Origin of the sequence: Erythrobacter sp. QSSC1-22B (assembly GCF_001678665.1) — a bacterium.
Lineage (GTDB): Bacteria > Pseudomonadota > Alphaproteobacteria > Sphingomonadales > Sphingomonadaceae > Qipengyuania.
Window position 1 is genome coordinate 194,544 of record NZ_LZRP01000001.1, and the last position, 15,152, is coordinate 209,695.

The 15,152-nt window shown below is 63.2% G+C and carries 16 protein-coding genes; all 16 read right to left on the bottom strand.

Going from position 1 to position 15,152, the window contains the following annotated elements; all coding sequences use genetic code 11:
- Position 1: 1 nt before the first annotated feature.
- Genes A9995_RS00905 through A9995_RS00975 form a run of 16 tightly spaced genes read right to left on the bottom strand, consistent with a single transcriptional unit; the run spans position 2 to position 15,152 of the window.
- A complete protein-coding gene (locus A9995_RS00905; RefSeq protein WP_067607863.1) occupies positions 2–715 on the bottom strand; it encodes a biotin--[acetyl-CoA-carboxylase] ligase in 714 nt (237 codons plus the stop codon).
- Positions 712–2,172, bottom strand: a complete 1,461-nt coding sequence (gene nuoN, locus A9995_RS00910) for an NADH-quinone oxidoreductase subunit NuoN (RefSeq protein WP_067607866.1) — start codon at positions 2,170–2,172, stop codon at positions 712–714. The genes A9995_RS00905 and nuoN overlap by 4 nt, the downstream gene beginning before the upstream one ends.
- Positions 2,172–3,734 carry an NADH-quinone oxidoreductase subunit M gene (locus A9995_RS00915; RefSeq protein ID WP_145916757.1) on the bottom strand — a complete coding sequence of 521 codons (1,563 nt, stop codon included), beginning with the start codon at positions 3,732–3,734 and terminating at the stop codon, positions 2,172–2,174. The genes nuoN and A9995_RS00915 overlap by 1 nt, the downstream gene beginning before the upstream one ends.
- On the bottom strand, positions 3,731–5,791 hold the full coding sequence (gene nuoL / locus A9995_RS00920) for an NADH-quinone oxidoreductase subunit L (protein WP_067607872.1): 2,061 nt from the start codon (positions 5,789–5,791) through the stop codon (positions 3,731–3,733). The genes A9995_RS00915 and nuoL overlap by 4 nt, the downstream gene beginning before the upstream one ends.
- 6 nt (positions 5,792–5,797) lie before the next feature.
- Positions 5,798–6,103, bottom strand: a complete 306-nt coding sequence (gene nuoK, locus A9995_RS00925; RefSeq protein ID WP_067607875.1) for an NADH-quinone oxidoreductase subunit NuoK — start codon at positions 6,101–6,103, stop codon at positions 5,798–5,800.
- Positions 6,100–6,723: an NADH-quinone oxidoreductase subunit J gene (locus A9995_RS00930; protein WP_067607879.1), complete on the bottom strand. Its 624-nt coding sequence runs from the start codon at positions 6,721–6,723 to the stop codon at positions 6,100–6,102. The genes nuoK and A9995_RS00930 overlap by 4 nt, the downstream gene beginning before the upstream one ends.
- Before the next feature lie 39 nt (positions 6,724–6,762).
- Positions 6,763–7,248, bottom strand: coding sequence for an NADH-quinone oxidoreductase subunit NuoI (gene nuoI / locus A9995_RS00935; protein ID WP_067607882.1), 486 nt, complete (start codon positions 7,246–7,248; stop codon positions 6,763–6,765).
- Positions 7,245–8,291, bottom strand: coding sequence for an NADH-quinone oxidoreductase subunit NuoH (gene nuoH / locus A9995_RS00940; protein ID WP_067607885.1), 1,047 nt, complete (start codon positions 8,289–8,291; stop codon positions 7,245–7,247). Before nuoH ends, nuoI begins: the two co-directional genes overlap by 4 nt.
- On the bottom strand, positions 8,288–10,297 hold the full coding sequence (nuoG, locus tag A9995_RS00945; protein ID WP_067607888.1) for an NADH-quinone oxidoreductase subunit NuoG: 2,010 nt from the start codon (positions 10,295–10,297) through the stop codon (positions 8,288–8,290). The genes nuoH and nuoG overlap by 4 nt, the downstream gene beginning before the upstream one ends.
- Positions 10,297–11,589, bottom strand: coding sequence for an NADH-quinone oxidoreductase subunit NuoF (nuoF, locus tag A9995_RS00950; protein WP_067607890.1), 1,293 nt, complete (start codon positions 11,587–11,589; stop codon positions 10,297–10,299). Before nuoF ends, nuoG begins: the two co-directional genes overlap by 1 nt.
- Positions 11,589–11,726, bottom strand: coding sequence for a hypothetical protein (locus A9995_RS16910; RefSeq protein WP_168157296.1), 138 nt, complete (start codon positions 11,724–11,726; stop codon positions 11,589–11,591). The genes nuoF and A9995_RS16910 overlap by 1 nt, the downstream gene beginning before the upstream one ends.
- Positions 11,726–12,394 carry an NADH-quinone oxidoreductase subunit NuoE gene (gene nuoE, locus A9995_RS00955; protein ID WP_067607893.1) on the bottom strand — a complete coding sequence of 223 codons (669 nt, stop codon included), beginning with the start codon at positions 12,392–12,394 and terminating at the stop codon, positions 11,726–11,728. The genes A9995_RS16910 and nuoE overlap by 1 nt, the downstream gene beginning before the upstream one ends.
- Complete coding sequence (locus tag A9995_RS00960; RefSeq protein ID WP_067607896.1) at positions 12,387–12,569, bottom strand: hypothetical protein; 183 nt, start codon at positions 12,567–12,569, stop codon at positions 12,387–12,389. Before A9995_RS00960 ends, nuoE begins: the two co-directional genes overlap by 8 nt.
- The gene (locus A9995_RS00965) at positions 12,566–13,777 is read right to left on the bottom strand and encodes an NADH-quinone oxidoreductase subunit D (protein ID WP_067607899.1); all 1,212 of its coding nucleotides are present in this window, start codon (positions 13,775–13,777) and stop codon (positions 12,566–12,568) included. Before A9995_RS00965 ends, A9995_RS00960 begins: the two co-directional genes overlap by 4 nt.
- Positions 13,774–14,295: a hypothetical protein gene (locus A9995_RS00970; protein ID WP_233998033.1), complete on the bottom strand. Its 522-nt coding sequence runs from the start codon at positions 14,293–14,295 to the stop codon at positions 13,774–13,776. Before A9995_RS00970 ends, A9995_RS00965 begins: the two co-directional genes overlap by 4 nt.
- The gene (locus A9995_RS00975; protein WP_067607901.1) at positions 14,292–15,152 is read right to left on the bottom strand and encodes an NADH-quinone oxidoreductase subunit C; all 861 of its coding nucleotides are present in this window, start codon (positions 15,150–15,152) and stop codon (positions 14,292–14,294) included. The genes A9995_RS00970 and A9995_RS00975 overlap by 4 nt, the downstream gene beginning before the upstream one ends.

Below are 15,152 nucleotides of genomic sequence, written 5' to 3' on the forward strand. Positions count from 1 at the left end.
CCTAACTGGCGAGCATTACGTCGCCAGCGTGAATGACACGCTCCGACCCGTTGGCCAAGCGGAGCCTGAGCGAGCCTTCCGGAGAAAGCCCAGCGAATGCGCCGTTGATAGTCGGCTCGCCGGGAGAATTGACCGTCAGGCTGGTCCCGGGCTTGTGCGCCGCGGCTTCCCAACGGCGGATCAGAGGCTCAAGCTCATAGGTCCGCCAGCGATCAAGCTCGGCGGTGAAATGCGAAGCAAGTCCCCGGGCGAAGAAGTCGCGGTCGGGCGCGGGGCCGAGATCGGCAAGCGCTATAGTAGCCCGGTCGGGGAGGCTCGGGGCTGCGGCGAGGTTGGCTCCGATGCCGACGACGATGGCATCGTCCTGCCGCTCGAGCAGGATGCCCGCCAGCTTGGCGCCGGCGTAGAGCAGATCATTGGGCCATTTGAGCGTCAGCGCCGAGGCATCCGCAAGCAGCGGCGACACCGTCTCATGGACCGCCACCCCCGAGACCAGCGCCAGCGTCGCCGGCGACGGATCGCGCGGGCTCAGCCGGACGACGGTCGAACCCATGAAATTGCCTGCGCCGTCGAACCAGTCGCGGCCCTGACGACCGCGCCCTGCGCTCTGCCGGTCCGCGACCAGCCAGTCGCCCTCGCCCACGCGCTCGCCGCCGCGCAGTTCCGCGAGCAGATCGGCGTTGGTCGAGCCGGTTTGCGGTACGGTCCGGATCAAACGACGGTGAAGAGCGCGGCGGCAGCGCTGTCGGCAATCGCACCCAGCCAGGGCGTCAGCAAATAGCCGAGCGGCGAAATGATCAGCACGCAGATCCCGAGCACCACCCAATGGCCGGCCGGGCTGTGGATCTCGGCCTCGCGCACGGGCTCGTCGAAAAACATCACCTTGACGAATTTGATGTAGTAGAACGCACCGATGACGCTGGCTGCGATACCGATGGCGGCGAGCACCAGCATGTCGGCCTGCACTGCGGCCTGGAAGACCACGAACTTGCCCCAGAAGCCGAACAGCGGCGGGATGCCCGCGAGGCTGAACATCAGCATCGCCACGCTCAGGGCCAGCGCCGGACGCACCGTCGAGAGCCCGGCGATGTCGGTGAAGGTCTCGAGTTGCTCGCCATCGCGGTCGCGCAGCATCAGGACTGCAACAAAGGCGCCGATGGTCATGGCGACATAGATCGCCAGATAGATCAGCACCGCGCTAACCCCCGATGGGGTCGCTGCGGCCAATCCGATGAGGATGAAACCGACATTGTTGATCGAACTGTAGGCCAGCACGCGCTTGAGGTTTTCCTGCCCGATCGCACCCAGCGCACCGACCACGATCGAAGCCATCGCCGCGAAGATCACGATCTGCTGCCAGGCATCGATCTGCGCCCCGAACGCATCGATCGCCATCCGCACCAGCATTGCGACCGCCGCGACCTTGGGGGCGCTGGCGAAGAAGGCAGTGACCGGTGTGGGTGCGCCCTCGTAGACGTCGGGCGTCCACATATGGAACGGCACGGCGGCGATCTTGAACGCCAGACCCGCGAGCACGAAGACGACGCCAAACAGCGCCCCGGTCGAAAGGCCGTCGGCAAAGGCGAGGCGGATACCGGCATATTGGGTGCTGCCCGAGAAACCGTAGACCAGGCTCATACCATAAAGGATGATGCCCGAGGCGAGCGCGCCGAGGATGAAGTATTTGAGCCCGGCCTCGCTCGATTTGGTGTCGTCGCGCAGGAAGGAGGCAAGGACGTAGGACGACAGGCTCGACAGTTCGAGACCGATGTAAAGCGTCATCAGATCGACAGCGGAGACCATCATCCCCATGCCCACCGCGTTGAGCAGCAACAGCACCGGGTATTCCGCGCGATAGGCACCGCGACGGTCAAAAAAGCGCGGAGTCACAACAAGGCAAGCGATCGTTGCCAGATAGATCAACAATTTGGCGACGCTGCCGAAATCGTCCATCCGGTAAAGCCCGCCGAAGGCATCGGCACCCTGATCGAAGGAAGGATCGAGCAGCAGGTGTCCGGTCCAGAACGTCGCCCCGAACAGCGCTACGACCGCGGCGATTGTGGCGAGCTTGGCTGCATCGCGCACCCATGCTGCGACCAGCAGCAGGATCAGCGCCGCGCCGGTCAGCATCAGTTCTGGCGCGATGATGTAGAAGGAAGCTGCGTAGTCCATCAATGGGCGCCCTCGCTTGCGCCTGCGGCGGCGCCATGGGCGCCTTCCATATAATTGGCTTCATGCGCGCGCGGAGTGCCGACCTGCGGGCGAGAGTCTCCCTCGGGGGCGGCACGCGCGAGCCGGGCGTCAAGCGCAGCGATATCGGCGCGCATCGGCGCGAGGAAACTCTCGGGATAGACGCCCATCCACAACACGGCCGCCGCGATCGGGCCGAGCATGACCCATTCGCGCAAGGACAGATCGGACATCGCCGCGGCATCGGCGTTCTTCTGCGGTCCGAACGCAACACGGCGGTAGAGGTAAAGCATATAGGCGGCGCCAAGGATGATGCCCGTGGTCAGCACCAGCGTGGCCCAGGTCGAGACCTGATAGACGCCTGCCAGTGCAAGGAATTCGGCAACGAAGCCGCTGGTCCCCGGAAGGCCGATGCTGGCCATCGTGAAAAACAGGAAGAACAGTGCATAGCGCGGCATGTTGATCGCCAGCCCGCCGTAGCGGTCGATCTCGCGCGTGTGCAGCCGATCGTAGATGACACCGACGCACAGGAACAAGGCGCCCGAGACCAACCCGTGGCTGAGCATCATGATCATCGCGCCCTCGAGGCCCTGGACATTGAAGGCGAACAGGCCGGCGGTGACGATCGCCATATGCGCTACCGAGGAATAGGCGATCAGCTTTTTCATGTCGTGCTGCACCAGCGCGACCAGCGAGGTGTAGATAACCGCGATCATCGACAGGCCGAACACCAGCCAGATGAACTGTTCGGAGGCTTCGGGAAACATCGGCAGGCTGAAACGGATGAAGCCGTAGCCGCCCAGCTTGAGCAGCACGCCCGCCAGGATCACCGAGCCCGCGGTGGGCGCCTGAACGTGCGCATCCGGGAGCCAGGTATGGACCGGCCACATCGGCATCTTGACCGCGAAGCTGGCGAAGAAGGCCAGCCACAGCCAGGTTTGCGCCTCGGGGGCGAAATCGTACTGCATGAGCACCGGGATGCTGCTGGTGCCCGCAACATTGACCATCCACAGCATCGCGATGAGCATCAGCACCGAGCCGAGCAGCGTGTAGAGAAAGAATTTGTAGCTCGCGTAGATGCGGTTATCGCCGCCCCACACGCCGATGATCAGATACATCGGGATCAGGCCGGCTTCGAAGAAGATGTAGAACAGGAACATGTCCTGCGCGGCGAAGACGCCGATCATCAGCACTTCCATTAGCAGGAAGGCGGCCATGTATTCGCCGACGCGGCGGGTGATCCCCTGCCAGCTCGCCAGGATACAGATCGGCATCAGGAAGACGCTGAGCATGATCAGCATCAGCGCGATCCCGTCGATACCGAGCGCGTAGTCGAAGACCGCGAACAATTCGGCGCGTTCGGTGAACTGCCATTGCGCGCCGCCGATATCGTAATTGATCCACAGCAGCACACCGAGCGCGAGGTCGATCAGCGTCGCCGCCAGTGCCACCAACCGCGCCATCGGAGCGTCGAGGAACAGGCAGGTGATTCCGGCGACCAGCGGGACCAGCAGCATCAGCGAAAGGATCGGGAAATCCATCAGAACAGCACCCAGGTAATCGCGGCAATCAGGCCCAGGAGCATCACCAGCGCGTAGCTATAGACCAGCCCGTTCTGCGCCCGCTTGGCCAGCACGCTGCCGCGCTGGACGACCCAGGCCGCGCCATCGGGACCAAAGCGGTCGATCGTGCCGACATCGCCGATCTTCCAGAACTGGCGCCCGAACCAGAAGGCGGGCCGGATAAACAGGAAATTGTAGAGCTCGTCGAAATACCACTTGTTGTAGAAAAAGCGGTAGACCGGACCAAGCTGTTCGGCCGCCTTGGCGGGGATTGAGGTATCCTTGATATAGGCAAGCCAGGCGATGGCGAGACCGATCAGCATCACGATCGACGCGGCCAGTTTCACCAGCAGCGGCACTGCGTGCATCTCGTGGATCAGCGCCTCGTTGTAGAAGATCGAGCCCTGCCAGAATGCAGCATCGTCGAGGAAAGCGTGGCTGAAGACCCAGCCCGCAAAGATCGCGCCCAGCGTCAGCAGGCCCAGCGGCACCAGCATCGAAAGCGGGCTCTCGTGCGGATGATAGCCGGCGGTGCCCGCCTCGTAATTGGGCGAAGGAACAGCGTGGCGCACATCGTCGCCTGCGTCTTCCTGAACCGCGGGATTGTGATCGTCGGAATCGTCGTGCCCGGCGTGGACGGCGTGCTGGATATGCTCGCTGTCGGCCCAGCGCGGCTTGCCCCAGAAGGTCAGGAACATCAGTCGCCAGCTGTAGAAGCTGGTCAGCAGCGCGGCAAAGGTGCCCATCCAGAAAGCGAAGGTGCCCATTTCGGTGCCGCGCGCGAAGGCGACTTCGAGGATCGCATCCTTGGAATGGAAGCCCGCAAAGCCGGCGCCCAGCCAATAGATCCCCACCCCGGTGATCGCGAGCGTGCCTGCCAGCATCGCCCAGAAGGTGAAGGGAATTTCCTTACGCAGCGCGCCGTAATAGCGCATGTCCTGCTCGTGATGCATGGCATGGATCACGCTGCCAGCGCCAAGGAACAGCAGGGCCTTGAAAAAGGCGTGGGTGAAGAGGTGGAACATCGCCGCGCCGTATGCGCCGACACCGGCGGCGAAGAACATGTAGCCCAGTTGCGAACAGGTCGAATAGGCGATCACCCGCTTGATGTCCCACTGGGTGGTTCCGACCGTGGCCGCAAAGATGCAGGTCGCCGCGCCGATGAAGGTGACGACACCCAGCGCCACAGGCGCAGTCTCGAACATGGGGCTGAGGCGGCAGACCATGAACACGCCCGCGGTCACCATGGTGGCCGCGTGGATCAGCGCGGATACGGGCGTGGGCCCCTCCATCGCGTCGGGCAGCCATGTGTGGAGGCCCAGCTGCGCCGATTTGCCCATCGCGCCGATGAACAGCAGGATGCACAGCACATCCATCGTCGAGACGCGATAGCCCAGGAAGCCGATCGTCGCGCCGCTCATGGCGGGTGCCGCGGCTAGGATCTCGGGGATCGAGGTGGTGCCGAACACCACGAAAGTGCCGAAGATACCAAGCATGAAGCCGAGATCGCCGACGCGATTGACCACGAAGGCCTTGATCGCGGCGGCGTTGGCCGAGGGCTTCTTGAACCAGAAGCCGATCAGCAGATAGGACGCGAGCCCGACGCCTTCCCAGCCGAAGAACATCTGGACGAGGTTGTCGGCGGTCACCAGCATCAGCATCGCGAAGGTGAACAACGACAGATAGGCGAAGAAGCGCGGCTGGTCCGGATCCTCGTCCATATAGCCCCAGCTGTAGAGGTGGACGAGCGCGGAGACGGTGGTGATTACCACCAGCATGACGGCGGTCAGCGTGTCGACCCGCAGCGCCCAGTCGAACGACAGGTCGCCCGACTGCACCCATTGCAGCACGGGTACGACGCCCGGCTCGGCACCGCCGGCGACGAAGGCGAGGAAGATCGGCCAGCTCAGCGCGCAGGAGATGAACAGCGCGCCGGTGGTGATCAGTTTGACCAGCGTGTTGCCGAGCGCGCGATTGCCCAGGCCGCCGACGATGGCGGCCAGCAGCGGCAGGAAGACGATGAGCAGGATCGATTGCACGCGTGCTTACCCCTTGAGCCGGTCGACGCTGTCGACCGCGATCGTGCCGCGACCGCGGAAATAGATCACCAGAATCGCCAGCCCGATCGCGGCCTCGGAAGCGGCGACGGCGAGCACGAACATCGCAAAGATCTGGCCGGTCAGATCGCCCAGAAAAGCGCTGAAAGCGACAAGGTTGAGGTTCACCGCAAGCAGGATCAGCTCGATCGCCATCAGGATGATAATGATGTTCTTGCGGTTGAGGAAAATCCCCACCACGCCGAGCACGAACAGGATCGCGCTGACGACGATGTAATGCTCGATCCCGATCACAGGTCGATCCCTTCGCCGATGGTGGGACGCTTCATCACGGTCGCCTCGTCAGGCTTGCGGCGGACCTGCTTGCCAATGTTCTGGTGGCCGCGATGCGCGCCGTCGCGCTCGCGCAATGTCAGGACGATCGCCCCGACCATCGCGACCAGCAGCACCAGCCCGGTTGCCTCGAACAGGAAAAGATATTTGCTGTAGAGCAGCGCGCCGAGACTCTCGGTGTTGCCTGCGCCGATCAAGGGCGCTGCGGCCCCGGTCGGCGTACCGAGCACGATCTCGCCCGCGCGATAGGCGCCGATGCCCAGCACCAGCTCGGCAAGCAGCACCAGCGCAATGGCGATGCCGAGCGGGAAATTGCGGATGAAGCCCGCGCGCAGTTCGGCGAAGTCGATGTCGAGCATCATCACCACGAACAGGAACAGCACCGCGACCGCGCCGACATAGACGATCACCAGCAGCATCGCGATGAACTCCGCTCCCACCAGCACCATCAGCCCCGCCGCATTGAAGAAGGCGAGGATCAGCCAGAGCACCGAATGCACCGGATTGCGCGCGGTGATCACCAGGACCGCCGAGGCGATCATGAGCACGGCAAAGAGGTAGAAGGCGAAGGTTTGAATCATCGAATTATCTTGGGAGCCCCTGGTTCGGTTGCGCGGCGGTTAGCGGTAGGGGGCGTCGGCTTCAAGGTTGGCGGCGATGGCGCGCTCCCACTTGTCCCCGTTCGCCAGCAGTTTGGCCTTGTCGTAAAGCAGCTCTTCGCGGGTCTCGGTCGAATATTCGAAGTTCGGCCCCTCCACCACGGCATCGACCGGGCAGGCTTCCTGGCAGAAGCCGCAATAGATGCATTTCGTCATGTCGATATCGTAGCGAGTGGTCCGGCGGCTGCCGTCCTCGCGCGGTTCGCTCTCGATCGTGATCGCCTGCGCCGGACAGACCGCTTCGCACAGCTTGCAGGCGATGCAGCGCTCTTCGCCGTTGGGATAGCGGCGCAGGACATGCTCGCCGCGGAACCGCGCGCTGATCGGGTTCTTCTCGTGCGGGTAGTTGATCGTCACCTTGGGCTTGAAAAAATACTTCAGCGTGAGGGCATGCGCCTTCACGATCTCCCACAGGGTGAACGATTTTATGAGATGGGCGATAGTCATGAATAATGCCCCGTGGCCATCAGATAGCCGGAAATGACGACGACGAACCCGAGGCTCATCGGCAGGAACACCTTCCAGCCCAGCCGCATGAGCTGGTCGTAACGGTAGCGCGGCACGGTGGCCATCACCCAGCTGAACAAGAAGAAGAAGAAGAAGGTCTTGAGCAGGAACCAGACGATGCCGGGCACCACATAAAGCGGCGCCCAGTCGATCGGCGGCAACCAGCCTCCGAAGAACAGCAGCGTGTTGAGCGAGCACATCAGCAGGATGTTGGCGTATTCGCCCAGCCAGAATAGCGCGAAGGCCATGCTGGAATATTCGGTCTGGTAGCCGGCCACCAGCTCGCTCTCGGCCTCGGTGAGATCGAAGGGAACGCGCTGGGTCTCGGCCAGGCTGGAGATGAAGAACACCACCCACATCGGGAACAGCAGCAGGTTGAACCAATAGCCGTTGATGATCCCGAAGCCGTGGCCACGCTGCGCCATGACGATTTCGGTGAGGTTGAAGCTCCCCGCCCACAGCACCACGCAGACGAGGATGAAGCCGATCGAGACCTCGTAGCTGATCATCTGCGCTGCGGCGCGCATGGCGGAGAAGAACGGATATTTGGAGTTCGACGCCCAGCCGCTCATCACGATGCCGTAAACCGACAACGAACTGATCGCGAGAATGTAGAGCAGGCCGACATTGATATCCGCAAGCACCACGCCCGCATCGAAGGGGATCACCGCCCATGCGGCGAGCGCCACGGTGAAGGTGACGATCGGCGCGAGCAGGAAGATGCCCTTGTTCGCCGCGCTGGGGATGATGGTTTCCTGCAGGAACACCTTCAACCCGTCGGCGAAGCTCTGCAGCAGGCCGAACGGGCCGACGACATTGGGTCCGCGGCGCAAATTGATCGAGGCCCAGACCTTGCGATCCACATAGATCACCATCGCCACCGCGAGCATCAGCGGGAACGCGATCAGCAACACGCCCGCCACGGTGGCGACGCCCCAGGCCCATTCGTAGCTCAACCCGAGCGATTGGAAGAAACCGGTCACTCTGCGGCCTCCAGAATCTCTTCGCCGTGGAGCAGTTCGGCCGTACAGCGCTGCATCACCGCGCTGGCGCGGGCGATCGGGTTGGTGAGGTAGAAATCCTTGATCGGATAAGCGCTGATGGAACCTTGTGCCTTCGCCTTGGCGTCGGGCTTTGGCAGAGCACCGAGATCGGCCAGCCCTTCCTCACCCAGCGCGGGAACCTGAGCGATCATCGCCGATTGCAATTGCGCGAAACTGTCGAAGCCGAGCTCGACGCCGAGCGTATCGGCCAGCGCGCGCAGGATCGTCCAGTCCTCGCGGGCGTCGCCCGGGGCGAACACGGCCTTCTCGGCGAATTGCACCCGGCCCTCGGTGTTGACGTAGGTTCCGTCCTTCTCGGCATAGGATGCGGCAGGCAGAATGATGTCCGCCGCATGCGCGCCCTTATCACCGTGATGACCGATATAGACCTTCAGGCTGTCGCCGAAGTTGGTGAAATCCACCTCGTCGGCACCCAGTGCCAGCAGGACCTTGGGCTTCGCATCGGCGACATCGGCGATGCCGCCCGCTTGCGCATAGCCAAGCATCAGCCCGCCCATCCGGCTCGCCGCCATATGCAGCACGTTGAAACCGTTCCAGCCATCCTTGATCAGGCCGAACTGCTCGACCAGCTTGAGCGCCGGAGCGAGCGCGCCTGCCGCCAATCCAGCGCCCCCCATGATGATCGCGGGCCGCTCGGCACCGGTCATCGCTTCGCTCAAGGCCTGGGGAACATCGTTGAGGAAACCGAGATCCTCGCCGAGGAACTCTGCCGGGAAGGTGGTTTCCCAGCGCGGGCCGGCGATGAATATCTTCGCCCCGCGCTTGGCGGCCTTGCGCAGCCGGACGTTCACCAGCGGCGCTTCCCAGCGGATATGGCTACCCAGGATCAGGATCGCGTCGGCGGTCTCGATCCCGGCGAGCGTCGAGTTGAAATTAACGGCCGCGAGGTTCGAGACGTCATAGGCCATGCCGGTCTGGCGACCTTCGAGCAGGTCCGAACCCATCGCAGACAGGAGCGCCTTGGCAGCGAACATCGTCTCGCAATCGACCAGATCGCCCGCGATCGCGGCGATGCTCTTGCCCGGCTGCGCTGCGGCAATTGCCGCAAATGCCTCGTCCCAGCCAGCCTTCTGCAGCGTCCCGTCCTTGCGGATCCAGACGCTGTCGAGCCGGCGACGCTGGAGGCCATCGACCTGGTAGCGCGCCTTGTCCGAAATCCACTCCTCGTTCACGTCGTCATTGTTGCGCGGCAGGGCGCGCATCACTTCGCGACCCCGACTGTCGAGCCGGATGTTCGCGCCGATCGCGTCGGAGACGTCGATCGAGAGCGTCTTCTTGAGCTCCCAGGGCCGCGCCTCGAAAGCGTAGGGCCGGCTCGTCAACGCGCCGACCGGGCACAGATCGATCACATTGGCCGACAATTCGTGCTCGGCGGCCTGCTCGAGATAGGTGGTGATCTGCATGTCCTCGCCGCGTCCGAGCGCGCCGATCTCGTCGACACCGGCGATTTCCTCGGAAAAGCGCACGCAACGGGTGCAATGGATGCAGCGGGTCATGATCGTCTTGATCAGCGGCCCCATGTATTTCTCGGACACCGCACGCTTGTTGGCAGTGTAGCGCGTCGCGCCACGGCCATACATCATCGATTGGTCCTGCAAATCGCATTCGCCGCCCTGATCGCAGATCGGGCAATCGAGCGGATGGTTGATGAGCAGGAACTCCATCACGCCCTCGCGCGCGGTCTTGACCATCTGGCTGTCGGTGCGGATTTCCTGGCCCTCGGTGGCGGGCAGCGCGCAACTTGCCTGCGGCTTGGGCGGCCCGGGCTTCACCTCGACCAGGCACATCCGGCAATTGCCGGCGATGCTCAGCCGCTCGTGATAGCAGAAGCGCGGGATTTCCTTACCGGCAAGCTCGCACGCCTGCAGCACGGTGGCGCCATCGGGAACCTCGATTTCCTGGCCGTCGACGGTGACTTTGGGCATTATTCAGCCGCTTCCATGAATTGCGAATTGTGTTCCATGATCCGCCGTTCCAGCTCGGGGCGGAAATGCTTGATCAGGCCCTGGATAGGCCAGGCAGCGGCATCGCCCAGCGCGCAGATGGTGTGGCCTTCGACCTGCTTGGTGACCTGCTGGAGCATGTCGATTTCCTCGATCGCCGCATCGCCGGTGCGCAGGCGCTCCATCATCCGCCACATCCAGCCGGTGCCTTCGCGGCACGGCGTGCACTGGCCGCAGCTCTCGTGCTTGTAGAAATAGCTCAACCGGCTGATCGCGCGGACGATATCGGTGGACTTGTCCATCACGATCACCGCCGCGGTCCCGAGACCCGAACCGAGTTCCTTGAGCCCGTCGAAATCCATCGGCGCGTCCATGATCTGCTCGGCGGGGACGAGCGGAACCGAGGAACCACCCGGGATCACCGCGAGGAGGTTGTCCCACCCGCCACGGATGCCGCCACAATGCTTCTCGATCAGCTCGCGGAAGGGGATGCTCATCGCTTCCTCGACCACGCAGGGCTTTTCGACATGCCCGCTGATCTGGAACAGCTTGGTCCCGGCGTTGCCTTCGCGACCGATGCCGCTGAACCAGCTCGCCCCGCGGCGCAGGATCGTCGGGACCACCGCGATGCTTTCGACATTGTTGACCGTCGTCGGGCAGCCATAGAGGCCGGCACCCGCCGGGAACGGCGGCTTGAGCCGAGGCTGGCCCTTCTTGCCCTCAAGACTCTCGATCATCGCGGTTTCTTCGCCGCAGATGTAGGCGCCCGCTCCGCGGTGGAGGAAGACGTCGAAATCATAACCCGACTTGGCGGCGTTCTTGCCCAGCAATCCGGCATTGTAAGCTTCGTCGATCGCGGCCTGCAGCGTTTCGGCTTCGCGGATATATTCGCCGCGGATGTAGATGTAGGCCGCGCGCGCGCGCATCGCGAAGCCCGCGACCAGCGCGCCCTCGATCAGCTTGTGCGGATCGTGGCGCAGGATCTCGCGGTCCTTGCAGGAGCCGGGCTCGGATTCGTCGGCATTGATGACCAGGAAGCTCGGACGACCGTCCTTCGATTCCTTGGGCATGAACGACCATTTGAGCCCGGTCGGGAAACCCGCGCCGCCCCGACCGCGCAAGCCGCTGGCCTTCATCTCGTCAATGATGGAATCCTGCCCGCGCGCGATCAGCGCCTTGGTGTCGTCCCAATCGCCGCGCTGTTGCGCTGCCTTAAGCCCCCAGTCCTGAAAACCGTAGAGATTGGTGAAGATGCGGTCCTTGTCGGCGAGCATCAGATCACTCCACCGAACACGACGAAGGCCGCGATGGCGAGGATGACGAGCAGCGCGACCGTCTTGACGAGGCCTGCGAGCACCTTCCAGGCGATGATGATGGCGACGAGCGCAACGACGATGGTGACGATATCCATTACCATTCGCTCCGATAATCGTGATTGGCGTCGACCATCTGCTTGAGGGTCGACGGACCGCCGCTGGGCTCGCTGGTGTGACGTCCGGGTTCCTGCGTACCAGCCTTGGGGCTTTCGCCCGCAGCCAGCGCATCGAGCACGGCATCAAGCCGCTCAGGCGTCAGATCCTCGAAATTGTCGTCGTTGATCTGGACCATCGGCGCGGTGGCGCAATTGCCCATGCATTCGACCTCGGTCAGCGTCCAGAGGCCGTCCTGCGAGACATGGCCCTTGAACATCCCACGCGCGGCGCAGGTCTCGAACAACGCATCCGAACCGCGCAGCATGCAGGGCGTCGTACCGCAGACCTGAACGTGATATTTTCCGACCGGCTTGAGATTGTACATGAAATAGAAGCTCGCGACCTCGAGCACGCGGATGGCGGGCATCTCGAGATAGGTCGCGACATATTCGATCACCGGCAGCGGCAGCCAGCCTTGCGTGTCGGTTTCCTCGCCGACTTGGCGCTGGGCGAGATCGAGCAGCGGCATCACCGCGGATTTCTGGCGTCCCTCGGGATAGCGCGCGATGGCCTTGTCGGCCTTCGCTTTGTATTCGCTCGAGAACTCGAACGAACCCCAGCGCGCGCGCAGTTCGGGAGAATCGGGTTGGGGTGAGCGGTCAGCCATTGATCAACCTGCGTTCGACAAAGCGGCCAACATACAGGCCGATGACGGCGGCAAACGCCGTCGAGAGAATTTCCTTGAGCGGCGCCTCGCCGTGGAAGGCCGCCAGATAGGCCGCCACTGCCGAACCGAATGCGACGAAGGCGAGAACGAAGATACCGAGTTCGCGCAGGATCACCGGTCGCACTCCCCGAACACCACATCGATCGCGCCGAGGATGGCGGTAGCATCGGGCAGCATGTGACCCCGGGCCATGAAGTCCATCGCCTGGAGGTGCGAAAACGCGGTCGGTCGGATCTTGCAGCGGTAGGGCTTGTTCGAGCCGTCGCTGACCAGATAGACGCCGAACTCACCCTTGGGGCTCTCGGTCGCGACATAGACCTCGCCCGCAGGCACGTGGAAGCCCTCGGTGTAGAGCTTGAAGTGATGGATCAGCGCTTCCATCGACTGCTTCATCTCGCCGCGCTTGGGCGGGGAAACCTTGCGATCATCGCTCGCTATCGGCCCTTCGGGCATCTCGGCGAGGCATTGCTTGATGATTTTCGCGCTCTCGTAGACCTCTTTGACCCGGACCATGAAGCGATCGTAGCAATCCGAATTGGTGCCCACGGGAATGTCGAATTCCATCCGGTCGTAGACGTCGTAGGGCTGCGACTTGCGCAGGTCCCAGGGGATGCCCGCAGCGCGGATCATCGGCCCCGAGAAACCCCAAGCGATTGCGTCTTCCTTGCTCACCACGGCGATATCGACGTTGCGCTGTTTGAAGATGCGGTTGTCTATGACGAGGCTCATCGCATCGCCGAACAATTCGGGCAGGCGCTTGTCGACCCAGTCGCCGATGTCGGTCAGCAGCTTGAGGGGTACGTCCTGGTGGACGCCGCCGGGCCGGAAATAGGCCGCGTGCATCCGGGCACCCGAAGCGCGCTCGTAAAAATTCATGCAGTCTTCGCGCAGCTCGAACACCCACAGGTTGGGCGTCATCGCGCCGACATCCATGACATGCGCGCCGATATTGAGCAGGTGGTTCTTGATCCGGGTCAGCTCGGCAAAAAGCACGCGAAGATATTGGGCGCGGATCGGCACTTCGACATTGAGCAGCTTCTCGATGGCGAGCACCCAGGAGTGCTCCATGCACATCGGCGAGCAGTAATCGAGCCGGTCGAAATAGGGCAGCGCCTGCAAATAGGTCTTGTGCTCGATCAGCTTCTCGGTGCCGCGATGGAGCAGGCCCACATGCGGATCGATGCGCTCGATGATTTCGCCATCGAGCTCCATCACCATCCGCAGCACCCCGTGCGCCGCAGGGTGCTGCGGACCGAAGTTGATCGTATAGTTGGAGATGACCTCGTCGCCGGTAGTGGGCGACTTTTCGAGTTGCATACTCATGAGCAGACCCAGTTTCCGGCAAATGCCTTTTGCGTGCCAGCGGCATCGGCAATCGTAAGCGAAGCCCGATCGGCTCCGGTACGCGTAACCAGAGCGGAGAAACCCTCGCCCGTGAAATTAGTACCCGAGCGAACCTCCTCGATACCGCCAGGAGCCGCATCGAGCAGCAGCAACTGGCCGCCGATCCGCACGGTTGCCTTGCCCGGCAGGGCGCGGTCGGCGGGCGCGGCTGCGATCAGCATTTCCTGACCGCCGACGCTGAAAGTGCAGCCGCCGGCGCGCGGCCCCAGATCGACACCGCCAATATTGCCCAGCTTCTCGAGCTGGAACACATCGGCGCTGGCGGGTGGTGCAGCCTTGACAGCGGTGGTCTCGACCGGAGCGGGCACACCGCCTGCGGATACCGACCACGGCGCTCCGACACGGTTGGCGAAATCGTCAGCGGATTCGCTGTTGGCGGGCTCTTGCGAACAGGCGGCAACGAGGAGCGCGGCTCCGATGATCAGCGCTGCCCTCACTTACCATCCTCCTTCTTGTCGTCCGTTTCAGTCGCGGCGCCGGTATCGGTGGTCTTGCCCTCGCGCTCGGGGCGGTCGGGGCGGTCTTCGGTCGGTTCGGGAGGCCCGGGACCTTCGGCAGCCGAATCCTCTTCGGCAGGAGCGCCGGCACTGACGGATTTGGCCGCTTGCTTGTCAGCCTTGGCTCCCGCGCCGGTCTGCTTGGCGCTTTCGGTGGTCTTGGGCTCATCGACAGGCGGAACCTGAGCCTTCTCGTCGCCAGGCAGAACGTAATCCGCGCCTTCCCAAGGCGAAAGAAAATCGAACTGCCGCAGATCCTGCGCAAGCTCGACCGGCTCGTAGACGACCCGCTTCTCGTCCTCGGAATAGCGCAATTCCTGATAGCCGGTAAGCGGAAAATCCTTGCGGAAGGGATGCCCTTCGAAGCCGTAATCGGTGAGAATGCGGCGCAGATCGGTATTGCCATCGAACAGCACCCCGAACATGTCGAACACTTCTCGCTCGAGCCAACCCGCGTTCGGCCACAGCGTGGTTACGGTGGGAACCGGCTTGTCCTCGCTGGTGGTGACCTTGACCATTATGCGGCTGTTGAGCGTCAGGCTGAGCAGCATGTAGACCACTTCGAACCGCTCGGGCCGCGAAGGATAGTCGACCCCGGCGATCTCCATCAACTGCTGATAGGAATGCTGATCGCGCAGCAGCCGCAGCACATCCTCGATGCTGTCACGCCTGACGGTGAACAGCAGCTCGCCGTGCTCTTCACGCGCTTCGACCAGGTGGTCGCCCAGCGCGCGGGAAAGCGTGCCCTCGAGGCCTTCGATCCGAGTGAACCGGGGCGCAGAATGAAGTACGGTCAT